The organism is Pseudomonas sp. MF06569, assembly GCF_059862735.1.
The window spans coordinates 314829-332137 of sequence record NZ_JCBCUZ010000002.1 but is presented as its reverse complement, the minus strand read 5'-3'; the positions used below and the strand labels follow the sequence as shown (position 1 = coordinate 332137).

Annotated in this window: 16 protein-coding genes and 1 pseudogene; 10 read left to right on the top strand and 7 right to left on the bottom strand. The window is 61.6% G+C overall.

Going from position 1 to position 17309, the window contains the following annotated elements; all coding sequences use genetic code 11:
* Window positions 1–3: 3 nt before the first annotated feature.
* Genes AC19YQ_RS03925 through greB form a run of 3 tightly spaced genes read left to right on the top strand, consistent with a single transcriptional unit; the run spans window position 4 to window position 3723 of the window.
* Window positions 4–687, top strand: coding sequence for an ABC transporter ATP-binding protein (locus AC19YQ_RS03925; RefSeq protein WP_500594625.1), 684 nt, complete (start codon window positions 4–6; stop codon window positions 685–687).
* Window positions 687–3191 carry an ABC transporter permease gene (locus AC19YQ_RS03920; RefSeq protein ID WP_500594624.1) on the top strand — a complete coding sequence of 835 codons (2505 nt, stop codon included), beginning with the start codon at window positions 687–689 and terminating at the stop codon, window positions 3189–3191. The genes AC19YQ_RS03925 and AC19YQ_RS03920 overlap by 1 nt, the downstream gene beginning before the upstream one ends.
* Before the next feature lie 34 nt (window positions 3192–3225).
* The gene (greB, locus tag AC19YQ_RS03915; RefSeq protein WP_133079361.1) at window positions 3226–3723 is read left to right on the top strand and encodes a transcription elongation factor GreB; all 498 of its coding nucleotides are present in this window, start codon (window positions 3226–3228) and stop codon (window positions 3721–3723) included.
* A 3-nt stretch (window positions 3724–3726) separates the two neighbouring features.
* Here greB and AC19YQ_RS03910 read toward each other — a convergent pair whose 3' ends face one another.
* Window positions 3727–4500, bottom strand: a complete 774-nt coding sequence (locus tag AC19YQ_RS03910; protein ID WP_500594623.1) for a helix-turn-helix domain-containing protein — start codon at window positions 4498–4500, stop codon at window positions 3727–3729.
* Window positions 4501–4666: 166 nt separating this feature from the next.
* Between AC19YQ_RS03910 and AC19YQ_RS03905 the strand changes: the two genes are divergently transcribed.
* The 4 genes from AC19YQ_RS03905 (at window position 4667) to AC19YQ_RS03890 (ending at window position 9517) form a co-directional block, all read left to right on the top strand.
* Entirely contained in the window at window positions 4667–5593 is a 927-nt protein-coding gene (locus tag AC19YQ_RS03905; RefSeq protein ID WP_339474233.1) for a 4-hydroxyproline epimerase, read from the top strand.
* A 49-nt stretch (window positions 5594–5642) separates the two neighbouring features.
* Window positions 5643–6590, top strand: a complete 948-nt coding sequence (locus AC19YQ_RS03900; protein ID WP_500594622.1) for a dihydrodipicolinate synthase family protein — start codon at window positions 5643–5645, stop codon at window positions 6588–6590.
* Between the two features lie 67 nt (window positions 6591–6657).
* Entirely contained in the window at window positions 6658–8247 is a 1590-nt protein-coding gene (locus tag AC19YQ_RS03895; protein WP_500594621.1) for an aldehyde dehydrogenase (NADP(+)), read from the top strand.
* A complete protein-coding gene (locus AC19YQ_RS03890; protein WP_500594620.1) occupies window positions 8240–9517 on the top strand; it encodes an NAD(P)/FAD-dependent oxidoreductase in 1278 nt (425 codons plus the stop codon). Before AC19YQ_RS03895 ends, AC19YQ_RS03890 begins: the two co-directional genes overlap by 8 nt.
* A 225-nt stretch (window positions 9518–9742) precedes the next feature.
* Here AC19YQ_RS03890 and AC19YQ_RS03885 read toward each other — a convergent pair whose 3' ends face one another.
* The 3 genes from AC19YQ_RS03885 to AC19YQ_RS03875 all read right to left on the bottom strand — a co-directional run bounded on the left by AC19YQ_RS03885 (window position 9743) and on the right by AC19YQ_RS03875 (window position 12252).
* A complete protein-coding gene (locus AC19YQ_RS03885) occupies window positions 9743–10051 on the bottom strand; it encodes a class I SAM-dependent methyltransferase (RefSeq protein WP_133079355.1) in 309 nt (102 codons plus the stop codon).
* Window positions 10052–10295: 244 nt separating this feature from the next.
* The gene (locus tag AC19YQ_RS03880) at window positions 10296–10730 is read right to left on the bottom strand and encodes a DoxX family protein (RefSeq protein WP_133079354.1); all 435 of its coding nucleotides are present in this window, start codon (window positions 10728–10730) and stop codon (window positions 10296–10298) included.
* Window positions 10731–10833: 103 nt separating this feature from the next.
* Window positions 10834–12252 (bottom strand): MltF family protein, encoded by a 1419-nt coding sequence (locus tag AC19YQ_RS03875; protein ID WP_133079353.1) that lies wholly within the window; start codon window positions 12250–12252, stop codon window positions 10834–10836.
* A 237-nt stretch (window positions 12253–12489) separates the two neighbouring features.
* Between AC19YQ_RS03875 and AC19YQ_RS03870 the strand changes: the two genes are divergently transcribed.
* From AC19YQ_RS03870 to AC19YQ_RS03860, 3 genes and pseudogenes are all read left to right on the top strand, one after another.
* Window positions 12490–13296, top strand: a complete 807-nt coding sequence (locus tag AC19YQ_RS03870; protein WP_500594619.1) for a TatD family hydrolase — start codon at window positions 12490–12492, stop codon at window positions 13294–13296.
* 132 nt (window positions 13297–13428) lie between these two features.
* A pseudogene (locus tag AC19YQ_RS03865) lies at window positions 13429–14909 on the top strand (methyl-accepting chemotaxis protein).
* A gap of 99 nt (window positions 14910–15008) precedes the next feature.
* The gene (locus AC19YQ_RS03860) at window positions 15009–15254 is read left to right on the top strand and encodes a terminase (RefSeq protein WP_219261600.1); all 246 of its coding nucleotides are present in this window, start codon (window positions 15009–15011) and stop codon (window positions 15252–15254) included.
* On the opposite strand, the gene AC19YQ_RS03855 is transcribed toward AC19YQ_RS03860, so the two are convergent.
* The 3 genes from AC19YQ_RS03855 to AC19YQ_RS03845 form a co-directional block, all read right to left on the bottom strand.
* Complete coding sequence (locus tag AC19YQ_RS03855; RefSeq protein ID WP_339474249.1) at window positions 15255–16052, bottom strand: acyl-CoA thioesterase; 798 nt, start codon at window positions 16050–16052, stop codon at window positions 15255–15257.
* Between the two features lie 77 nt (window positions 16053–16129).
* The gene (locus AC19YQ_RS03850) at window positions 16130–16897 is read right to left on the bottom strand and encodes a CHAD domain-containing protein (RefSeq protein ID WP_133079348.1); all 768 of its coding nucleotides are present in this window, start codon (window positions 16895–16897) and stop codon (window positions 16130–16132) included.
* A gap of 28 nt (window positions 16898–16925) precedes the next feature.
* Entirely contained in the window at window positions 16926–17204 is a 279-nt protein-coding gene (locus AC19YQ_RS03845; protein WP_016780105.1) for a hypothetical protein, read from the bottom strand.
* Window positions 17205–17309: the final 105 nt, after the last annotated feature.

The following is a 17309-nucleotide window of genomic DNA, read 5'->3' as shown; positions in this document are numbered from 1 at the left end:
TCCATGGGCGAAAGTATTCTCACCGCGCAGAACCTTAGCAAAGTGGTTCCCAGCGCGGAAGGCGAGTTAACCATCCTGCACCCGTTGAACCTTGAATTGAGCAAGGGCGACAGTCTGGCGATTGTCGGCGCATCCGGCTCGGGCAAGTCCACCTTGCTGGGTTTGCTGGCTGGCCTGGACCTGCCAAGCCAAGGTGAAGTGATTCTGGCCGGTCGGGCCCTGAGCACACTGGACGAAGACCAGCGAGCCCGGATTCGGGCCGAACACGTGGGTTTTGTGTTCCAATCGTTCCAGTTGCTCGACAGCCTCAACGCCCTGGAAAACGTCATGCTGCCCCTGGAGCTTGAGGGCCGAAAGGACGCCCGCGAACATGCCCGCCATTTGCTGGAACGTGTCGGCCTGGGCCAGCGCCTGAGCCATTCACCGCGCCAGCTTTCCGGCGGTGAACAACAGCGGGTCGCCATTGCACGGGCATTTGCGGCCAACCCGGATGTACTGTTTGCCGATGAACCCACCGGCAACCTGGACAGTCACACCGGCGAGCGCATCACCGATCTGCTCTTCGAACTGAACAAGGAACGCGGCACCACCCTGGTGCTGGTGACCCACGACGAACGCCTGGCCCATCGCTGCCGTCGCCTGATCCGCCTTGAAGCTGGCCATCTGGTCGGCCCTCTGGAGCCCTGATGGCACGCCTGCCGCTGTTGCGCCTGCTAAGCCTTGCCGTACGCCAATTGCTGCGCGATGCCCGCGCAGGCGAGTTGCGCGTGCTGTTCTTTGCCCTCCTGGTTGCGGTCGCAGCCAGCACCGCCATCGGTTACTTCGGTGCCCGCCTCAATGGCGCGATGCTGTTGCGCGCCACCGAGTTCCTGGGCGCCGACCTGGTGCTTGATGGCAGCTCCCCGGCCCGCGAAGAACAAATCAAGGCCGGTACCGATCTGGGACTCAAGCACGCTCGCGTGGTCGAGTTTGCCAGCGTGATCGCTACCGACAACGGCATTCAGCTGTCCAGCATCAAGGCGGCAGACGATGCCTACCCGTTGCGCGGCGAACTGAAAAGCGCCCCCCAACCCTATGCCGAAGAACAACCCGGCGGTGGCCCCAGGCCCGGAGAAGCCTGGGCCGAAGCCCGACTGCTGACCGCCCTGGATCTCAACATCGGCGATCAAATCGATGTCGGCTCAAAAACCGTACGCATTTCCCGCGTACTGACTTACGAGCCTGACCGCGCCGGCAATCTGTACAGCCTTACCCCGCGGGTGCTGATCAACCTGGAGGATCTGGCCGCCACCGGGATCGTCCAACCGGGCAGCAGGGTCACCTATCGCGAACTGTGGCGAGGTGAAGCGCCAGCCCTTGAATCCTATCGAGGGTTAATCAAACCCGGCCTGGACCCCAACCAGCGCCTGCTGGACGGCCGTGATGGCAATCAACAAATCGGCGGGGCGCTGGGCAAGGCCGAGCGCTACTTGAACATGGCCAGCCTGGTGGCGGTCCTGTTGGCGGGCGTGGCCGTGGCGTTGTCTGCAACGCGCTTTGCCAATCGCCGCTTCGATGCCAGTGCCCTCCTGCGCTGCCTGGGCCTGTCGCGGCGCGAAACCCTGTGGCTGTTCACCTTGCAACTGGCCGTGCTCGGGCTGCTGGCCAGCCTTGCAGGCGCCGTGCTTGGCTGGCTGGCCCAGCTCGGACTGTTCGCCCTGCTGCACGACCTGCTGCCCTCTGACGTGCCGCCCGGCGGCCTGATGCCGGCGATCGCCGGGATGGGCACCGGGCTGGTGGCGCTGGCAGGTTTCGCATTGCCGCCACTGGCTGCACTGGGTCGCGTACCGCCGCTGCGGGTCTTGCGACGCGACATGCTGCCGGTCCCGGCCAGCACCTGGACCGTCTACGGTGCGGCGCTGCTGGCACTGGGCCTGATCATGTGGCGCATGAGCCTCGATCTGGTGCTGACGTTCGCCCTGCTGGGGGGTGGCGTGATTGCCGCGCTGGTGCTGGGCGGCATACTGCTGCTGGGCCTGCAAAGCCTGCGCCGCCTGCTGGCACGCGCCTCGCTGCCCTGGCGCCTGGGGCTGGGCCAGTTGCTGCGCCACCCGCTGGCAGCCGCGGGCCAGGCCCTGGCCTTCGGCCTGATCCTGCTGTCGATGGGCCTGATCGCCCTGCTGCGCGGCGAACTGCTCGACACCTGGCAAAACCAGTTGCCCAAGGACGCGCCCAACTACTTTGCCCTCAACATCCTGCCCGCCGACAAGGACGCATTCGGCGCCCACCTGATGACCCTACAGGCTCAGGCTGCGCCGCTGTACCCGGTTATTCCGGGGCGCTTGATCAGTATCAATGGCGAGCCGGTGCAAGACATCGTCAGCAAGGACTCCAGCGGTGACCGGGCCATTCAGCGCGATTTGAGCCTGACCTGGGCGGCCAACCTGCCTGCGGACAACGAATTGACCGCAGGCACCTGGTGGACCCAACAGCCAGCCGCCGATGTACCCGGCGTCTCGGTCGAAGCCAAAGTCGCCGAAAGCCTGAAGCTGAAATTGGGCGATCGCCTGATCTTCACCGTGGCCGGGGTCAACCGTGAAGTACAGGTCACCAGTTTGCGCAGCATCAACTGGGACAACTTCCAGCCCAACTTCTTCATGATTTTCCAACCCGGCACCTTGCAGGACTTGCCGGCCACCTACCTCACCAGCTTTTACCTGGCTCCGGGGCACGACAAGGAAGTCATCGAGTTGTCGCGCCGCTTTCCGGCCGTGACCATTCTGCCCATCGATGCCCTGCTTGAGCAGTTGCGCAGCATCCTGGCGCAAGTGACTATCGCGGTGGAATACGTGCTGCTGTTCGTGTTGGCAGCGGGCATGGCGGTGCTGTTTTCCGGCTTGCAGTCCACCCTGGATGAACGCATTCGCCAGGGCGCCCTGCTCAGGGCATTGGGCGCCGAGCGGCAGTTGCTGATCAAGGCCAGGCGCATCGAGTTCGGCCTGCTGGGTGCCACCAGCGGCTTGCTCGCAGCGTTAGGCGCCGAGTTGGTCAGCCTGGTGCTTTACCGCTTTGCCTTTGACCTGCCGTGGTCTCCGCACCCGTGGCTGCTGCTGTTGCCGGTGCTGGGCGCCTTGATGGTGGGGGGTGCAGGCGTATTTGGGACGCGCAGAGCGCTCAATGCCAGCCCGCTGACAGTGTTGCGCGAGGGCTGATAGACTCGCGCCCTCCTCTGCACACGGATTGCCCATGAGCCGCTATCGCCCTCCCCGCCCTGCCGGCACCGCGCTGATCACCCCTGAAGGTGAAGCGCGGATGCGCGCCGAGCTGCACGAGTTGTGGCACGTGCGCAGGCCCCAGGTGACGCAGTCTGTCAGCGAAGCCGCAGCCCAGGGCGACCGCTCTGAAAACGCCGAATACACCTACGGCAAAAAAATGCTGCGCGAGATCGATAGCCGCGTGCGCTTCCTGACCAAGCGCCTTGAAAGCCTCAAGGTGGTCAGCGAAAAACCCAGCGATCCGAACAAGGTTTATTTCGGCGCCTGGGTCACCATTGAAGATGAAGACGGCAAACAGTCGCGCTACCGCATCGTCGGGCCCGATGAGCTTGACCTCAAGCAAGGCCTGATCAGCATCGACTCCCCACTTGCCCGGGCGCTGATCGGCAAGGCGCTGGATGCCGAAGTCCAGGTACAGACACCCACCGGGGAGCAGTGGGTGTACATCGTCGCGATTGACTACCCGTAGCGCTCAGGGTGCCGTGGCCTGTCGGTACTGACGCGGGGTGAAGCCGGTCAATGCCTTGAACTGTCGGGTGAACGCGCTGTGGTCGGTGTAGCCGCACTGCAGGGCAACTTCAGTGATGGGGATATCGGTCAGCAACAGCCGATGAGCATGCTCCAGACGAACCTTCTGAATCATCTGCCGCGGCGTAAGGTGGAACACCCGCTTGCAGTACCGCTCCAGTTGCGCCACTGAAATCCCGGCAATGCGCGTCAACTCGCCCAGGGTGACGCGACGGTTGAAATGCAGGCGGATATGCTCGTCTACCGCCGCCAGCCGCTGATAAGCCGGGTGAGTGTCACTGGCCGACTGCAGGTCAACCGAAATCCCGGCCAGGCCGATGATTGCACCGTCCCGGTTGTACAGGGGGCGCTTGTGCGTCAGGCACCAGCCCGGCTCCCGGCTCCCGTACAAATGCAGTTCCAGCTGATCTTCCAGCACCAGCCCCTGCTCCAGCACGCGTCGATCCTGTTCGGTATAGCCAGGCCCCAATTGCTCAGGAAATACATCGGCGCTGGTTTTGCCCAGCAGGGGTTGCAACTGCTTCAAGCCGCAACGCTGCACCAGCGTGCGGTTGGCCAATACGTAGCGCGCCTGAATGTCCTTGATAAAGATCGCGGCATTGGGAATCACATCCAGCATCGGCAGCAAAAGCGCCACGCCTGACAGCAACTGTTCAAGGGTCTCGGGACGACTCAGGTCGCTCCCCTGGCACAGGGCTGCAAAAGCATTCTGCGTCATGAATCTCACTCCAAAACTGCACAACCTGTGCGAAACCAGCCTTGGGCCATTGTGCCGATTTCGTCATCGGCATCAACCGAAAAGATCAATCGCAAACCTCTTCAGGCCTTCAATCTAAAGACATTGCATACCTCCCGGCCGCTGCTCTCTTCTAATGGATAGGTTTATGAAGCAGGTACATATCATTGACTCACACACCGGCGGCGAACCCACCCGCCTGGTGATCAAAGGTTTTCCACAACTGTCCGGTCATACCATGGTCGAGAAGCGCGATGCCTTGCGCGACCAGCATGACCAGTGGCGCCGGGCCTGCCTGCTGGAGCCTCGCGGCAATGATGTACTGGTCGGCGCGCTGTATTGCGAACCGGTTTCGCCAGATGCCACCTGCGGCGTCATCTTCTTCAACAATGCCGGCTACCTGGGCATGTGCGGGCACGGCACCATCGGCCTGGTTGCCTCGCTGCACCACCTGGGCCTGATCGAGACCGGCGTGCACAAAATCGACACCCCGGTCGGCCCGGTCAGCGCCACCCTGCACGAGGATGGCAGCGTGACCGTGGGTAATGTGCCCGCTTACCGCTACCGCAAGCAGGTGGCCGTTGAAGTACCGGGGCACGGTCAGGTGTTCGGCGATATCGCCTGGGGCGGCAACTGGTTTTTCCTGGTTTCCGATCATGGCCATGCCCTGCAACTGGACAACGTCGAAGCCCTGACCGAGTACACCTGGGCGATGCTCAAAGCCCTGGAGGCCCAAGGTATCCACGGCGAAGACGGCGCCCTGATCGACCACATCGAACTGTTTGCCGACGACGACCAGGCAGACAGCCGCAACTTCGTCATGTGCCCGGGCAAAGCCTACGACCGCTCCCCATGCGGCACGGGCACCAGCGCCAAGCTGGCATGCCTGGCGGCCGATGGAAAACTGGCTCCAGGCCAGCCCTGGGTGCAAGCCAGCATTACCGCCAGCCAGTTCGTCGGCAGCTACCAGTGGGAAGGCGAACGTATCCGCCCGTTCATTACCGGCCAGGCCTTCATGACCGCCGACAGCACGCTGCTGATTGACGAAAAAGATCCTTTCGCGTGGGGCATTTAAGCCCCCGGTTCCACACCCGTCCGAATAAACGACTCCAGGAGTTACAACAATGAGCGACAACATTTTCACCGGCTGCATGCCTGCCCTGATGACCCCTTGCACCGCCCAGCGCAAGCCGGATTTCGACGCCCTGGTCGCCAAAGGCCGCGAACTGATCGACATCGGCATGAGCGCAGTCGTTTACTGCGGCTCAATGGGTGACTGGCCACTGCTGACCGAAGCCGAACGTCAGGAAGGTGTGGCACGACTGGTGGCTGCGGGCATCCCGACCATCGTCGGCACCGGCGCCGTAAACAGTCGCGAAGCCGTGTCCCACGCAGCGCACGCAGCCAAGGTCGGCGCCAAGGGCCTGATGGTGATTCCGCGACTGCTGTCCCGCGCAGCCTCGCCTGCTGCACAAAAAGCCCATTTCGCCGCCATCCTGCAGGCGGCTCCAGAGCTGCCGGCGGTGATCTACAACAGCCCTTATTATGGCTTCGCCACCCGCGCCGACCTGTTCTTTGAACTGCGCCGCGAATACCCGAACCTGATCGGTTTCAAAGAGTTCGGCGGTGCTGCCGACATGCGTTACGCCGCCGAAAACATCACCTCCAAGGACGATGACGTGACCCTGATGGTCGGTGTCGATACCCAAGTGGTCCACGGTTTCGTCAACTGCAACGCCACCGGCGCCATCACCGGTATCGGCAACGCCCTGCCACGGGAAGTGCTGCAACTGGTAGCCCTGAGCAAGCAGGCCGCCACCGGCGATCCCAAGGCCCGCCGTCTGGCCCGCGAGCTGGAAGCCGCCCTTGGCGTGCTCTCGTCATTCGATGAAGGCACCGACCTGGTGCTCTACTACAAGCACCTGATGGTGCTCAATGGCGACACCGAATACACCCTGCACTTCAACGAAACCGACGCGCTCAGCGATGCCCAGCGCCATTACGCCGAGAACCAGTACACCCTGTTCCGCCAGTGGTACAAAAACTGGTCCGCAGAACAGAGCATCGCCTAAGGCTTCGCGGCGCACATCAGGTGCGCCGCCTTGCTCGCGCCCCAACCCATTTTCCCAGGAACACGTCATGACTCTGACAGGCAACATGCTGATCGGTCAGCAAGCCATCACCGGTAGCCGCGAAGCCATCCGCGCGATCAACCCCGCCACCGGCACTGCGCTCGATCCGGCCTACCCCGGCGGTACCGGCGAACATGTCGAGCTGGCGTGCGCCTTGGCCTGGGAAGCTTTTGACAGCTTTCGTGAAACACCCCTGGCGACTCGCGCCACGTTCCTCGAAACCATTGCCGATGAAATCGAAGCCCTGGGCGATGAGTTGATCGACCGTGCCGTGAGCGAGTCAGGCTTGCCGCGCCCGCGCATCGTCGGTGAGCGTGGCCGGACCTGCCAGCAGCTGCGCACATTTGCCCGCACCGTACGCGCCGGTGAATGGCTCGATGTCCGGGTAGACAGTGCCTTGCCAGAGCGTCAGCCCCTGCCCCGTTCAGACCTGCGTCAACGCCAGGTGCCCCTCGGGCCGGTGGCGGTGTTCGGTGCCAGCAACTTCCCGCTGGCATTCTCCGTCGCGGGTGGCGACACCGCATCGGCCCTGGCCGCTGGCTGCCCGGTGGTGGTCAAGGCCCATAGCGCTCACCCCGGCACCAGCGAACTGGTTGGCCATGCGGTTGCACGGGCGGTGAAAAAATCGGGCCTGCATGCCGGTGTGTTTTCGCTGCTGTTCGGCTCCGGTCGCGAGGTGGGCATTGCCCTGGTCAGCGATCCCCGCATCAAAGCCGTCGGCTTTACCGGCTCTCGCAGCGGTGGCCTGGCCTTGTGCAAGGCGGCACAGGCGCGCCCCGAACCCATCCCGGTGTACGCGGAAATGAGTTCGATCAATCCCGTCGTGCTCTTCCCTGGCGCGCTACAGGCTCGCGGCGAAGCCCTGGCACAAGGCTTTGTGGCCTCCCTGACCCAAGGGGCTGGCCAGTTTTGCACCAACCCGGGGCTGGTCATTGCCCACCAGGGCCCCGCTCTGGATCTATTCATCAGCGCCGCAGCCGAGCGGGTAAAGAGCAGCCCTGCGCAGACCATGCTCACCCCCGGGATTTTCCAGGCGTATGAAGCTGGCGTCGGCTCGCTGCACGAACTGAGCAGCGCGCAAGAAGCCGCAGCAGGCTTGAAAGGCGATACACCCAACCAATGCCAGGCCCACCTGTTTGTCACCCGGGCCCGGGACTTTATCGCCGATCCGGCGTTGCAGGCCGAGGTATTCGGGGCCGCGTCGCTGGTCGTGCAATGCGCCGATGATGAAGAAATCCGCCAGGTCTTCGAGCATCTGGAAGGTCAGTTGACCATCACCCTGCAACTGGATGACGCAGACCTGGAAGGTGCCAGGGCCTTGCTGCCCATTCTGGAACGCAAAGCCGGACGCCTGCTGGTCAACGGCTGGCCTACCGGGGTTGAGGTGTGCGACGCGATGGTCCACGGCGGTCCTTTCCCGGCCACCTCGGACACCCGTACCACGTCGGTCGGCACTGCGGCTATCCTGCGTTTCCTGCGCCCGGTCTGCTATCAGGACTTCCCGGACAGCTTGTTGCCCAGCGCACTCAAGCATGACAATCCTCTGCAACTGCGTCGCCTGCTCGATGGCCACAGAGAAGCCCAACCCAATGCCTGATCATTTCAGCTCGAACAGCGCGCACCCGACCCCTGACATTGCAGTGGTCGGGGCTGGCATTATCGGCGTCGCCTGCGCCCTGCAGCTGGCGCGCCAGGGCCTGCGGGTGGTGGTCATCGACCAACAGGAACCGGGCCAGGGTGCTTCGTTCGGCAATGCCGGGCACCTGGCAACCGAACAGGTATTCCCGATTGCCGACCTGTCCATTCTCAAGCGCTTGCCCGCCATGCTCATGGACCCGATGGGCCCCCTGCGCCTGGACTGGAAATACATGCCCCGCGCCCTGCCCTGGTTTACCCGCCTGCTGCTGAACCTGCGCCCGGCGCCATTCCAGCGCACCGTCGCCGGTATCCGCGCCCTCAACGAGAGCAGCCTGCAGGCCTGGCACCGGCTGCTCGACGGCATTGACTGCCCCGGCCTGATGAGGGAGGACGGCTCGTTGCTGGTCTACGAGCGACCTGAATCGCGCCCGGCGCTAGAAGCACTTCAGGCGCGCATGCGTCAGCAACAGGTACCGGTCGAGTTCTGGCAGGCCAGGGCGGTCCACGAGACCGCACCGCAACTCAGCGAGCAGATTCAGGGCGGGTTGTTTTTTCCGGCTACCGGGCATTTTATCGACCCCTATCGCGTGGTCTGCGAACTGGTGAACGCCGCCAAAACCTGCGGTGTGCAGTTCCTCAAGCAACCGGTCACGGGCGGGCAACTGAGCGAGGCCGGCGTGAACCTGGTTACCCCTCAGGGCCGTGTGACGGCCCGGCGGGTAGTGATCGCCTGCGGCGCCCACTCGGCGAAACTCACTGCCGAGCTGACCGGCAAAAAGGTCCCTCTGGATACCGAGCGCGGCTATCACCTGATGCTGCCCCACGAACATGGCCGGCTGCCTTTTGCCGTCACCTCGCTGGAGCGCAAGTTCATCATGACCCCGATGACTGATGGTCTGAGGCTGGCGGGTACGGTTGAGTTCGCAGGGTTGCAGGCCCCACCGAGCATGGAGCGCGCCTGGCAGCTGCATCGACTGAGCAAAGGGTTGTTCCGTCGGGACTTGAGCGCAGAAGCCGCCACGCCCTGGATGGGCTTTCGGCCGTCGCTGCCAGACTCGTTGCCGATCATCGACACCGTGTGCGACGGCAAGGTGCTGCTTGCTTTCGGTCATCAGCATCTGGGCCTGACCCAGGCAGCGGTGACTGCAGAAATGATTACGCAGTTAGCATTGCCCGGTAGCTCCCGTGATTTACCGGCACTGGAGCCCTACCGCCTGGATAGATTCTGAACCACGAAGCCTGTCGCTACTTTGTTGCTTGAAAACACTGTAACTCTGAAACCCCGTGGCCCTGTAGTCGCTGACGAGTAGAACGAGGCTGCGTCCGAGCGCGCAGCGGTCGTAAGCCCTGAATACGCGCTATACCTGACACATCGAGCCGCAAGGTTTACGACGGCTGCGCCGCCGAACGCAGCCTCGCGGAGCTCGTCAGCGACTACAGGGCTACAGGTGGATTCAACGCAGGGTTATCAACCCCTGACGGCACACGCGGGTCAGGTGGTGAATCACTCGCTCGGCATCATCGGCGCCGGGGGACTGGATCACTGCCAGGTCGAAACTGTCAGCGGCAAATCGCGCCAGCTGATCACCCTCTTCCACAAACTGGATCAAAAACGCAGTAGCCCGCCCCTTGCGACGCGGCCAGCCATCCAGGCAACGCAGCAGTGTGGGCTGGTGTTTACCGCCCAGGAGGATTTTTGGGTTGCGCAAGGCAGGACTGGCCGAGATCGGCGCAAGACGTACTAGGGGACGTGGGTGACTCATGTATCGGTTCTCCGCCTCAAGATTCTGCGTGGCAGGTGAGAGGCATCACCGAACCAGCGCTTTAGCGGTATTTCGAGGCGTGCTTCAAGCCTCTTAGACGGTCCCTGGCCCCTCTGGCGCCCCGCAAGTAGCTGTTTAAATCGGCGCAAGAAAACATCCTAGATAAACCGGCTTACAACTGTCAACAATCCAGTAAAACGAAAAAGGCCCGCGCTGGGCGGGCCTTTTGGCGAACATTCGGTTTTCAGTCGGTTATCGCACGGTCAAGGGACACCTTGCCTGCACCTTCGAACAAGACCGCAATAGTGCCGCCCAGCAAGGCCAGGGCAAATTCATAACCGTTGTTGGCCATGAACAGACCGTTGTGGATATGCACCGAGAAGATCGCCACCAGCAGGGTGAACGTCAGGCCCAATGCCGCAGGTCGCGCCAGCAGCCCCACGATCAGCGCCAGACCACCCAGAAACTCGGTACCGCCCGCCAGCGCTGCCATCAGCGTGCCCGGTGCCAGGCCGATGCTTTCCATCCATTGCGCGGTTCCTGCCAACCCGCCGCCGCCAAACCAGCCAAACAGTTTTTGCGAACCGTGAGCAGCAAAGATGATGCCTACGAAAATACGCAAAACAGTCAAACCATAACCTGCGCGGCTGCCCAGTACGGTATGGATCAATTTGCTCATGGTGGAATCCTTTAGGTAATCAGTTGGGGAATGCTCGCCATACTAATCAGTTTTTAGAATGTTAAAAGTCGAATAAACCCAAGATAACTATCAGTTTATTCGATTACTTGCGTGAAGCCAGTTCAGCTTTTGCGGGTTCCAGGGAGTCGCGCTCCCGATCAAAGGCCAAATAGTATTTATTCACGCTATTAACATAGCTGACAGCGCCCATTCCCACCTGCTCCATGGCAATGCGTTCAACCTGAAAGAACCATTGATTAGGGTTCAATCCGCGCCGCCGGGCCTCGGCCCGCATGCCTTGTACCCGCTCGGGGCCCATGTTGTAGGCCGCCAGGACAAAGGCCATGCGCTCGCGCTCGTTGAGTTTGGGGCTGGCAAAGAACTTGCGACGGATTAACGCCAGGTACCGGGCACCGGCCTGTACATTGTTATCGACGTTTTGAATATTGTTGACCCCCACCCGTTGCGCCGCAGAGGGGGTGATTTGCAACAGCCCCGTCGCCCCGCCAACGCCCTTGGCATTCGGGTCAAGGGTAGATTCCTTGAACGCCAGTGCCGCCAGGTTCAACCAGTCCATCCCCTGCTGCCGGGCATGCTTTTGCAACACCGGACGCAGTTTTTCAAGCTTCTGCCGGTCGGCTCGGGCCAAGGGGTAATGCACCCGGTACAAGCGGCGATAAACCCGCTCAAACGCCACATCCTGATCGGCCGGTGCCTTATAGCCGTCCAGAAAGCGGTCGATACTGGCACGCAACATCGAGGCATCACGGCGCACGTACCAGCGCATCGCTTCGGGTTCGCTGACCAGCACCTTGCGGTCAAAACGCAGCTTGGGCATCAACGTGGCCCAGCGCTCGGCAATCGGGCGCTCAACGATAGTCAGGTGAAAAATGCCTGCCTGCACCATTTCCAGCACATCTTCCACGGCCAGAGTCGGGTCTACCCATTCGATCCTGACCGGCGGCAATTTGCGCAGCGCCAGCTTTTGATTGATCAAATTGACCGCGGCACCCGCTGCACTGCCCGTGGTCAACGCCACCGTGCGTCCCGACAGTTGTTCCAGGTGGGTAAAGCGGCGCTCGCCCTTGACCCCCACCAGCAGCAACGGCACATCGTCGACGATCGGGTCACTGGCGCTGATGGCGCGGGTGGGCTTGAAATCGATCAGTTCCCCCGGCGCAACCACATCGCCTTCTCCACGGGACAAGGCCCCGAGAAGCTGGTCCTTGGCTTTGGGAATGATCTTGAGGGTGACTTCCTGGCCGTCGCGGGCATGGCTGTTCAGAAAGCGTTCATACGCCCGCAGGCGGTGGTATTCAACGCCAATGGCCTGGCCTTGCACTTCACCCGAACTGTTGCGGCTTTGATTGACCAGCACCCGCAGCACCTGACTGCTGCGGATTTGCGCCAGATCGCGGACCTGACTCGGCTGCCCGACCTGCAAGGGTCCGGCCAGTCGTGCCAGTGCCGGGAGTGGCATCAGCATCAGGCACAGCGCAATCAATAGCGTTGGTCTTGTCATCCGTTCTCCGGAAAGAATACAGCCCAGCACCCTGTCGGATTAACCGACAACCGGTTGCCCTTTTTGGGGCTTTTAAGCGCTGGAAACAGCGCGCAAAACAGTCAATGCGCCCTGAAGAAAACCGGGCATTGCGTTGTTGCGGCATTCAAAGACAACCATAACTGTCTGTAGTTCTTGGTTTTTCTTATAAATCTACAGCTCTGATATGCTTCGCGGCTTGTGGCCTGAGGTAGCACCATGCAACTCATCGATATCGGCGTCAACCTGACCAATCCAAGCTTCGACGGCAAACACCAGGCGGTCCTGGACCGTGCTTACGCGGCTGGCGTGTGCCAATTGGTGCTGACCGGCACCAGCGTTGAAGGCAGCGAACAGGCCTTGCAACTGTGCCGCGAGCTGGATGAAAGCGGTCAGCGACTGTTCTCCACCGCCGGCATTCACCCGCACTCGGCCAGTGACTGGAACGGCGACAGCGCCCGACACTTGCTAGCCTTGCTCAAGGAGCCCGGTGTGTGCGCCGTCGGTGAATGCGGCCTGGATTTCAACCGTGACTTCTCGCCCCGTGCCCAGCAGGAAAAAGTGCTGGAAGAACACCTGGCAATGGCTGTTGATCTGCAGTTACCGGTTTTTCTGCATGAGCGCGATGCCAGCCAGCGGTTACTGGAAATCCTGCGCGACTTCCACGATCGCCTGCCCGCCGCCGTAGTGCACTGTTTCACCGGCGAGAAAAAGGCGTTGTTCAGTTATCTGGATCTGGACCTGCACATCGGCATTACCGGCTGGATCTGCGACGAGCGCCGCGGCACCCACTTGCACCCGCTGGTACGGGACATCCCCCGGGGTCGCCTGATGCTGGAAAGTGACGCGCCCTACTTGCTGCCCCGTACCTTGCGTCCCAAACCGAAAAATGGCCGTAACGAACCGGCTTACCTGACCGACGTGCTTCGTGAAGTGGCCGTGCATCGTGGCGAGAGCGAACAGGACCTGGCTGAGCACACCACCGCGTGTGCGCGGGCGTTTTACGGGTTGCCGGTGGTCGCCTGATCTGAGTAGTCGCTGACGAGGAAGTTTGTCTCACCCGCAGGGTTGACCCACATCAACAAGATCGTCACTGAATAGCGGCACAATGATGGCACCTTGCCAATATTGTTTGCGCCAAATCAGAGAAGACCTCCCATGGGTACCTGGCTTAGCAACATCTCGCTCAAATACAAATTCTGGGCCGTCAACGGGGTGGCGTTTGTCACCACCCTGCTGCTGGTGCTTTACGCCGTGCAGCTTGAGCAACAATCGCGCAGCGCCGCCGCCCAGGCCAACGCCCGGGACCAGGCGCACTTGCTCAAGGCATGGCCCGCCGGGCAACCCTTGCCTGAAACCCTGCACTTGCTGCGCCTTGAACCCAACCAGATCGCCAGCGTCGACGATCAACCCCTGCCACAGCTAAACAGCGCCAAGGGCTGGATTTCGATCAATCCCATGCCGCTGTTCGGCCACGATCTGTTGTTGGGCGCCGATGTGCTGACCCGCGATGACGGACAAAAAATCGCGGTACTGGCCTATACGCCAAGCCTGGCCCAGGTATTTGTCGAGCGACTGCCCAACTATGCAGGCGCAGTGCTGATCCTGATGCTGGCCATGCTCTGCGCCTCGCAATTGCTGATCCGTTTTCTGCTTAGCCAGCTCAATACCCTGAAAGACGTGATGTTGCATGTCGAGCAAACCGGCGATCTGTCCGCCCGGGTTCCCTTGGCCTGTACCGATGAAGTCGGGCAGATGGCCAGCGCCTTCAACGCCATGCAGGCCGGCTATCAGCGCGTGGTCAATACCGTGGCCGAAACCGCCGCGCAACTGGATGCCGGTGCCGCCCGCCTGGCCAGCAGCATGGACGAGGTACGCCACGGCATGCTCGGCCAGCAAAGCGAGACGGACCAGGCCGCCACCGCGATCAATCAAATGACGGCCACCGTCTATCACATTGCGCAACACGCGGGCGCCACCCGCGACCTGTCACAGACAGCAGACAACCTGGCCGGCAGCGGCCAGCAGGTGGTCAGCCGCGTGCAGCAATCCATCGCCAGCCTGTCCACCGGGGTGCAAACCACTGCCGAGATGATCCAGCAACTGGCCCAGGACAGTCAGAAGATCAACAGCGTCGTCAGTGTGATTCACAGCATTGCCGAACAGACCAACCTGCTGGCCTTGAACGCAGCGATTGAAGCCGCTCGCGCAGGCGAAATGGGCCGGGGCTTCGCCGTGGTCGCCGATGAAGTGCGGCATTTGGCCAAACGCGTGCAAACCTCCACCGATGAAATCACCACAATGGTCTCGGCCCTGCAGGCGGGCACCCGTGACGCGGTGACTTCATGCAGGAAAGCTCGTTCAAGGCCGACGACTGCGTACAGCAGGCCCAGGAAGCGGGCGTGGCCTTGGCCGAAATCACTCATGCCGTGGCGCAGATGCGTGAAAGCAACACGCAGATTGCCGTGGCTGCCGAGCAGCAAAGCCAGGTGGCAGAAGAGATGAACCGCGCCGTGGTGAGCATCCGTGATGTCACCGAAAACACCGTGCAACAAACCGTCGAGTCGGCTACCACCAGCAATGAGCTGGCAACCCTGGCCGCTCAACTGAACATAGCCATTGGTCAGTTAAAACTATAAGGCCAATAGCCATTGTTGATTCGCCGTGGGGCGGCCATAAATCTATGATTTGTTTATCCGGTTCAGCGACAACTGAACCCTCGAACAAGGAGAGCAATCATGGGCAAACGTCATCCAAACTTACCGGCCTGGCAATGGCGCTCGAACCCACAAAGCCATCAGGGCAGCACGCATCAGGCCATCAACCTGATCGCGATCCCCATTATGGTGGTGGCCTTTCTACTGCTGGTGTCGGGCGTGTTCAGTGAAAACGCCACGAGCGCGGTGATCGGCCTGGTGGCCTTGTTTGCGGCGCTGATCCTGCAACACCAGGGCCGCACGCAAGAGAACAGCCAGACCTTTTGATCAGCCGAAAACGGCTACGGTCTGGCGACTGATTGCAATCAGCTCGCCACCCGGCGCCCACAGGTTGGCCGCCACATGGCCGTAGCCGTCACGGGCATGCTCGATGACCGCCAGGTACTTGCACCACTCCAGCGTGCTGGCCTTGGGCAATGGCTGCACAAATTCGATGGTCCAGGTCAGCGTGCTGCCCGCTGTCGGCTTGTTCAGCAGTGGCAGCAGCGCAGGTGGCCAGGCATCGACCAGTGCCAGCAAGTGGGTTTCAGTCAGGGGTTCATCCTGAACCTCCCCGGCAAGACGCACCCAACCCCCCATTTCTCGCGTCCCGCGGCCCGTAAACGGCAATGCACCAACGGCCCAGGCCATGGACAGGTGCCCCATGAACTCCGGGGTGATGCCCTTGATGTAGGGCAAGAGCGGGCACTGCGCCACCGCTTTCATTTCCGGGGCCGGCACGCTGTCGACGCTCACCGCTGATTCCCTCGACGCGCCAAAACTGGCTTGCACCAGCGTCATCACTTGACCGTTCTGCACGGCGCGGCCCACTACCTGGCTGACGGCCCGGCCTTCGCGCAACACCTCGACCTCAAAGCTGATCGGCACATCGGCGGCAACCGGGCCCACAAAGCTCACTGCCAGCGAGCGCAAGGCCCGCTCGACAGACACATGGGCGCGCATGGCTTCGTACTGCAAGGCCACCACCAATCCGCCGAAGCTGGCACGTCCCTGCCCCCAGTCTGCCGGGATTGTGACGTTCAGGGGCGTATTGCGCACCGCCGCAACCAATTCGCAAAACTGCATGAGCACCTCAAAACAGAAAAATATGACGGGATACTACCCATCGATCTGACTCTGCACAGTGCTGAATCGGACAAATATCAGGAGTGAAAGCACGCCGCACTCAATTTGATCAGCGCCTTGTCAGCCCGTTTTTCACCCCGCTCAAGGGTTGCCTGCCATTGAGCAACACAGGGCTGCAAATCGGCCTGCTGCTCGGCTTGCAACAACCACTGCCAGGCATCGTGCCACTCACCCAGGGCCTGTTGCGCGCCCTTGAGTCGCGTCACCACCAGAGGCGGTAACTGATTCAACTCAGGGTAAGCCTCTGCGGCGTAGCGCACGCGCTTGATCAACAACCTGACACGATGGCGGTCATGGCCCGGATCATTGAGGGCGGCCTCCAGGGTTTGCCACTGTTTTTCCAGCACCTTTTCGATCCGCTTACGCAAACCGCGCAGCATGTTTTCACGCTCGGCGGCCCGCAGAAAGCGCGGAAACACATCAAGGATCATCAACAGCTGAGCCAGCTGCTCGCTGTCAGCCACCCGGGCGTAACTGCCGGACAACTGTTGCAGGCGCCGTTGTGCCTGAGTCGGGAAGCCCTGCTGCTGCAAGTGCGCCGCCAGCACTTCAAGGTCGCGCAAGGGGGTCGTCAATGTGCCCACCTGGGCCGCCGACATTTCCAGTTGCACCACGCCCGGCAACCCGCGCAATGGCCGCAGCAGGCTGCGCAAACGGCGAACCGTAGTGCGCAGATCATGCAGGGCCTCAGGGTCCGTGTCGGCTTCAAGACGCGCCTGGCAGGCCAGCAGCCTGACCTCCAGGCGCACAACGTTTGCAACAATCCGGTCAACCAGCTCAGACATCCTCACCCTCCACCTTCACTGCGCCGGCTCAACGTCCGGCGCGGGATTCACGAATATAGAAACGTGCCTTCTCGGCTTTTTTGGTGCAACCCTCAAAGGCTTCGAATTGCTGCTGGGTTTTGGCTGCGGTCAGCAAGGACAAGGCCTTGGAGTAGCTGACAGTACCGGCAAAACCTTCCGCCTTGGCCAGGTCCAGCTCATGCCAGGCCGCATCAAGGTTGGTCGCACACGTATCACGGTACGCCTTGGTGCCCGCACAACCTGCCAATGCCAGTGCAATCAACGGCACACAAATCCATGCTTTCATGTTGTTTTCCTCAGGAATAAAGGTTCAGTGCACTCTCAGACGAACAACCCGCCTAAAAGTGCCACAACGCCACAATCAAAAAACAGACAGCGCCTACCCATCATG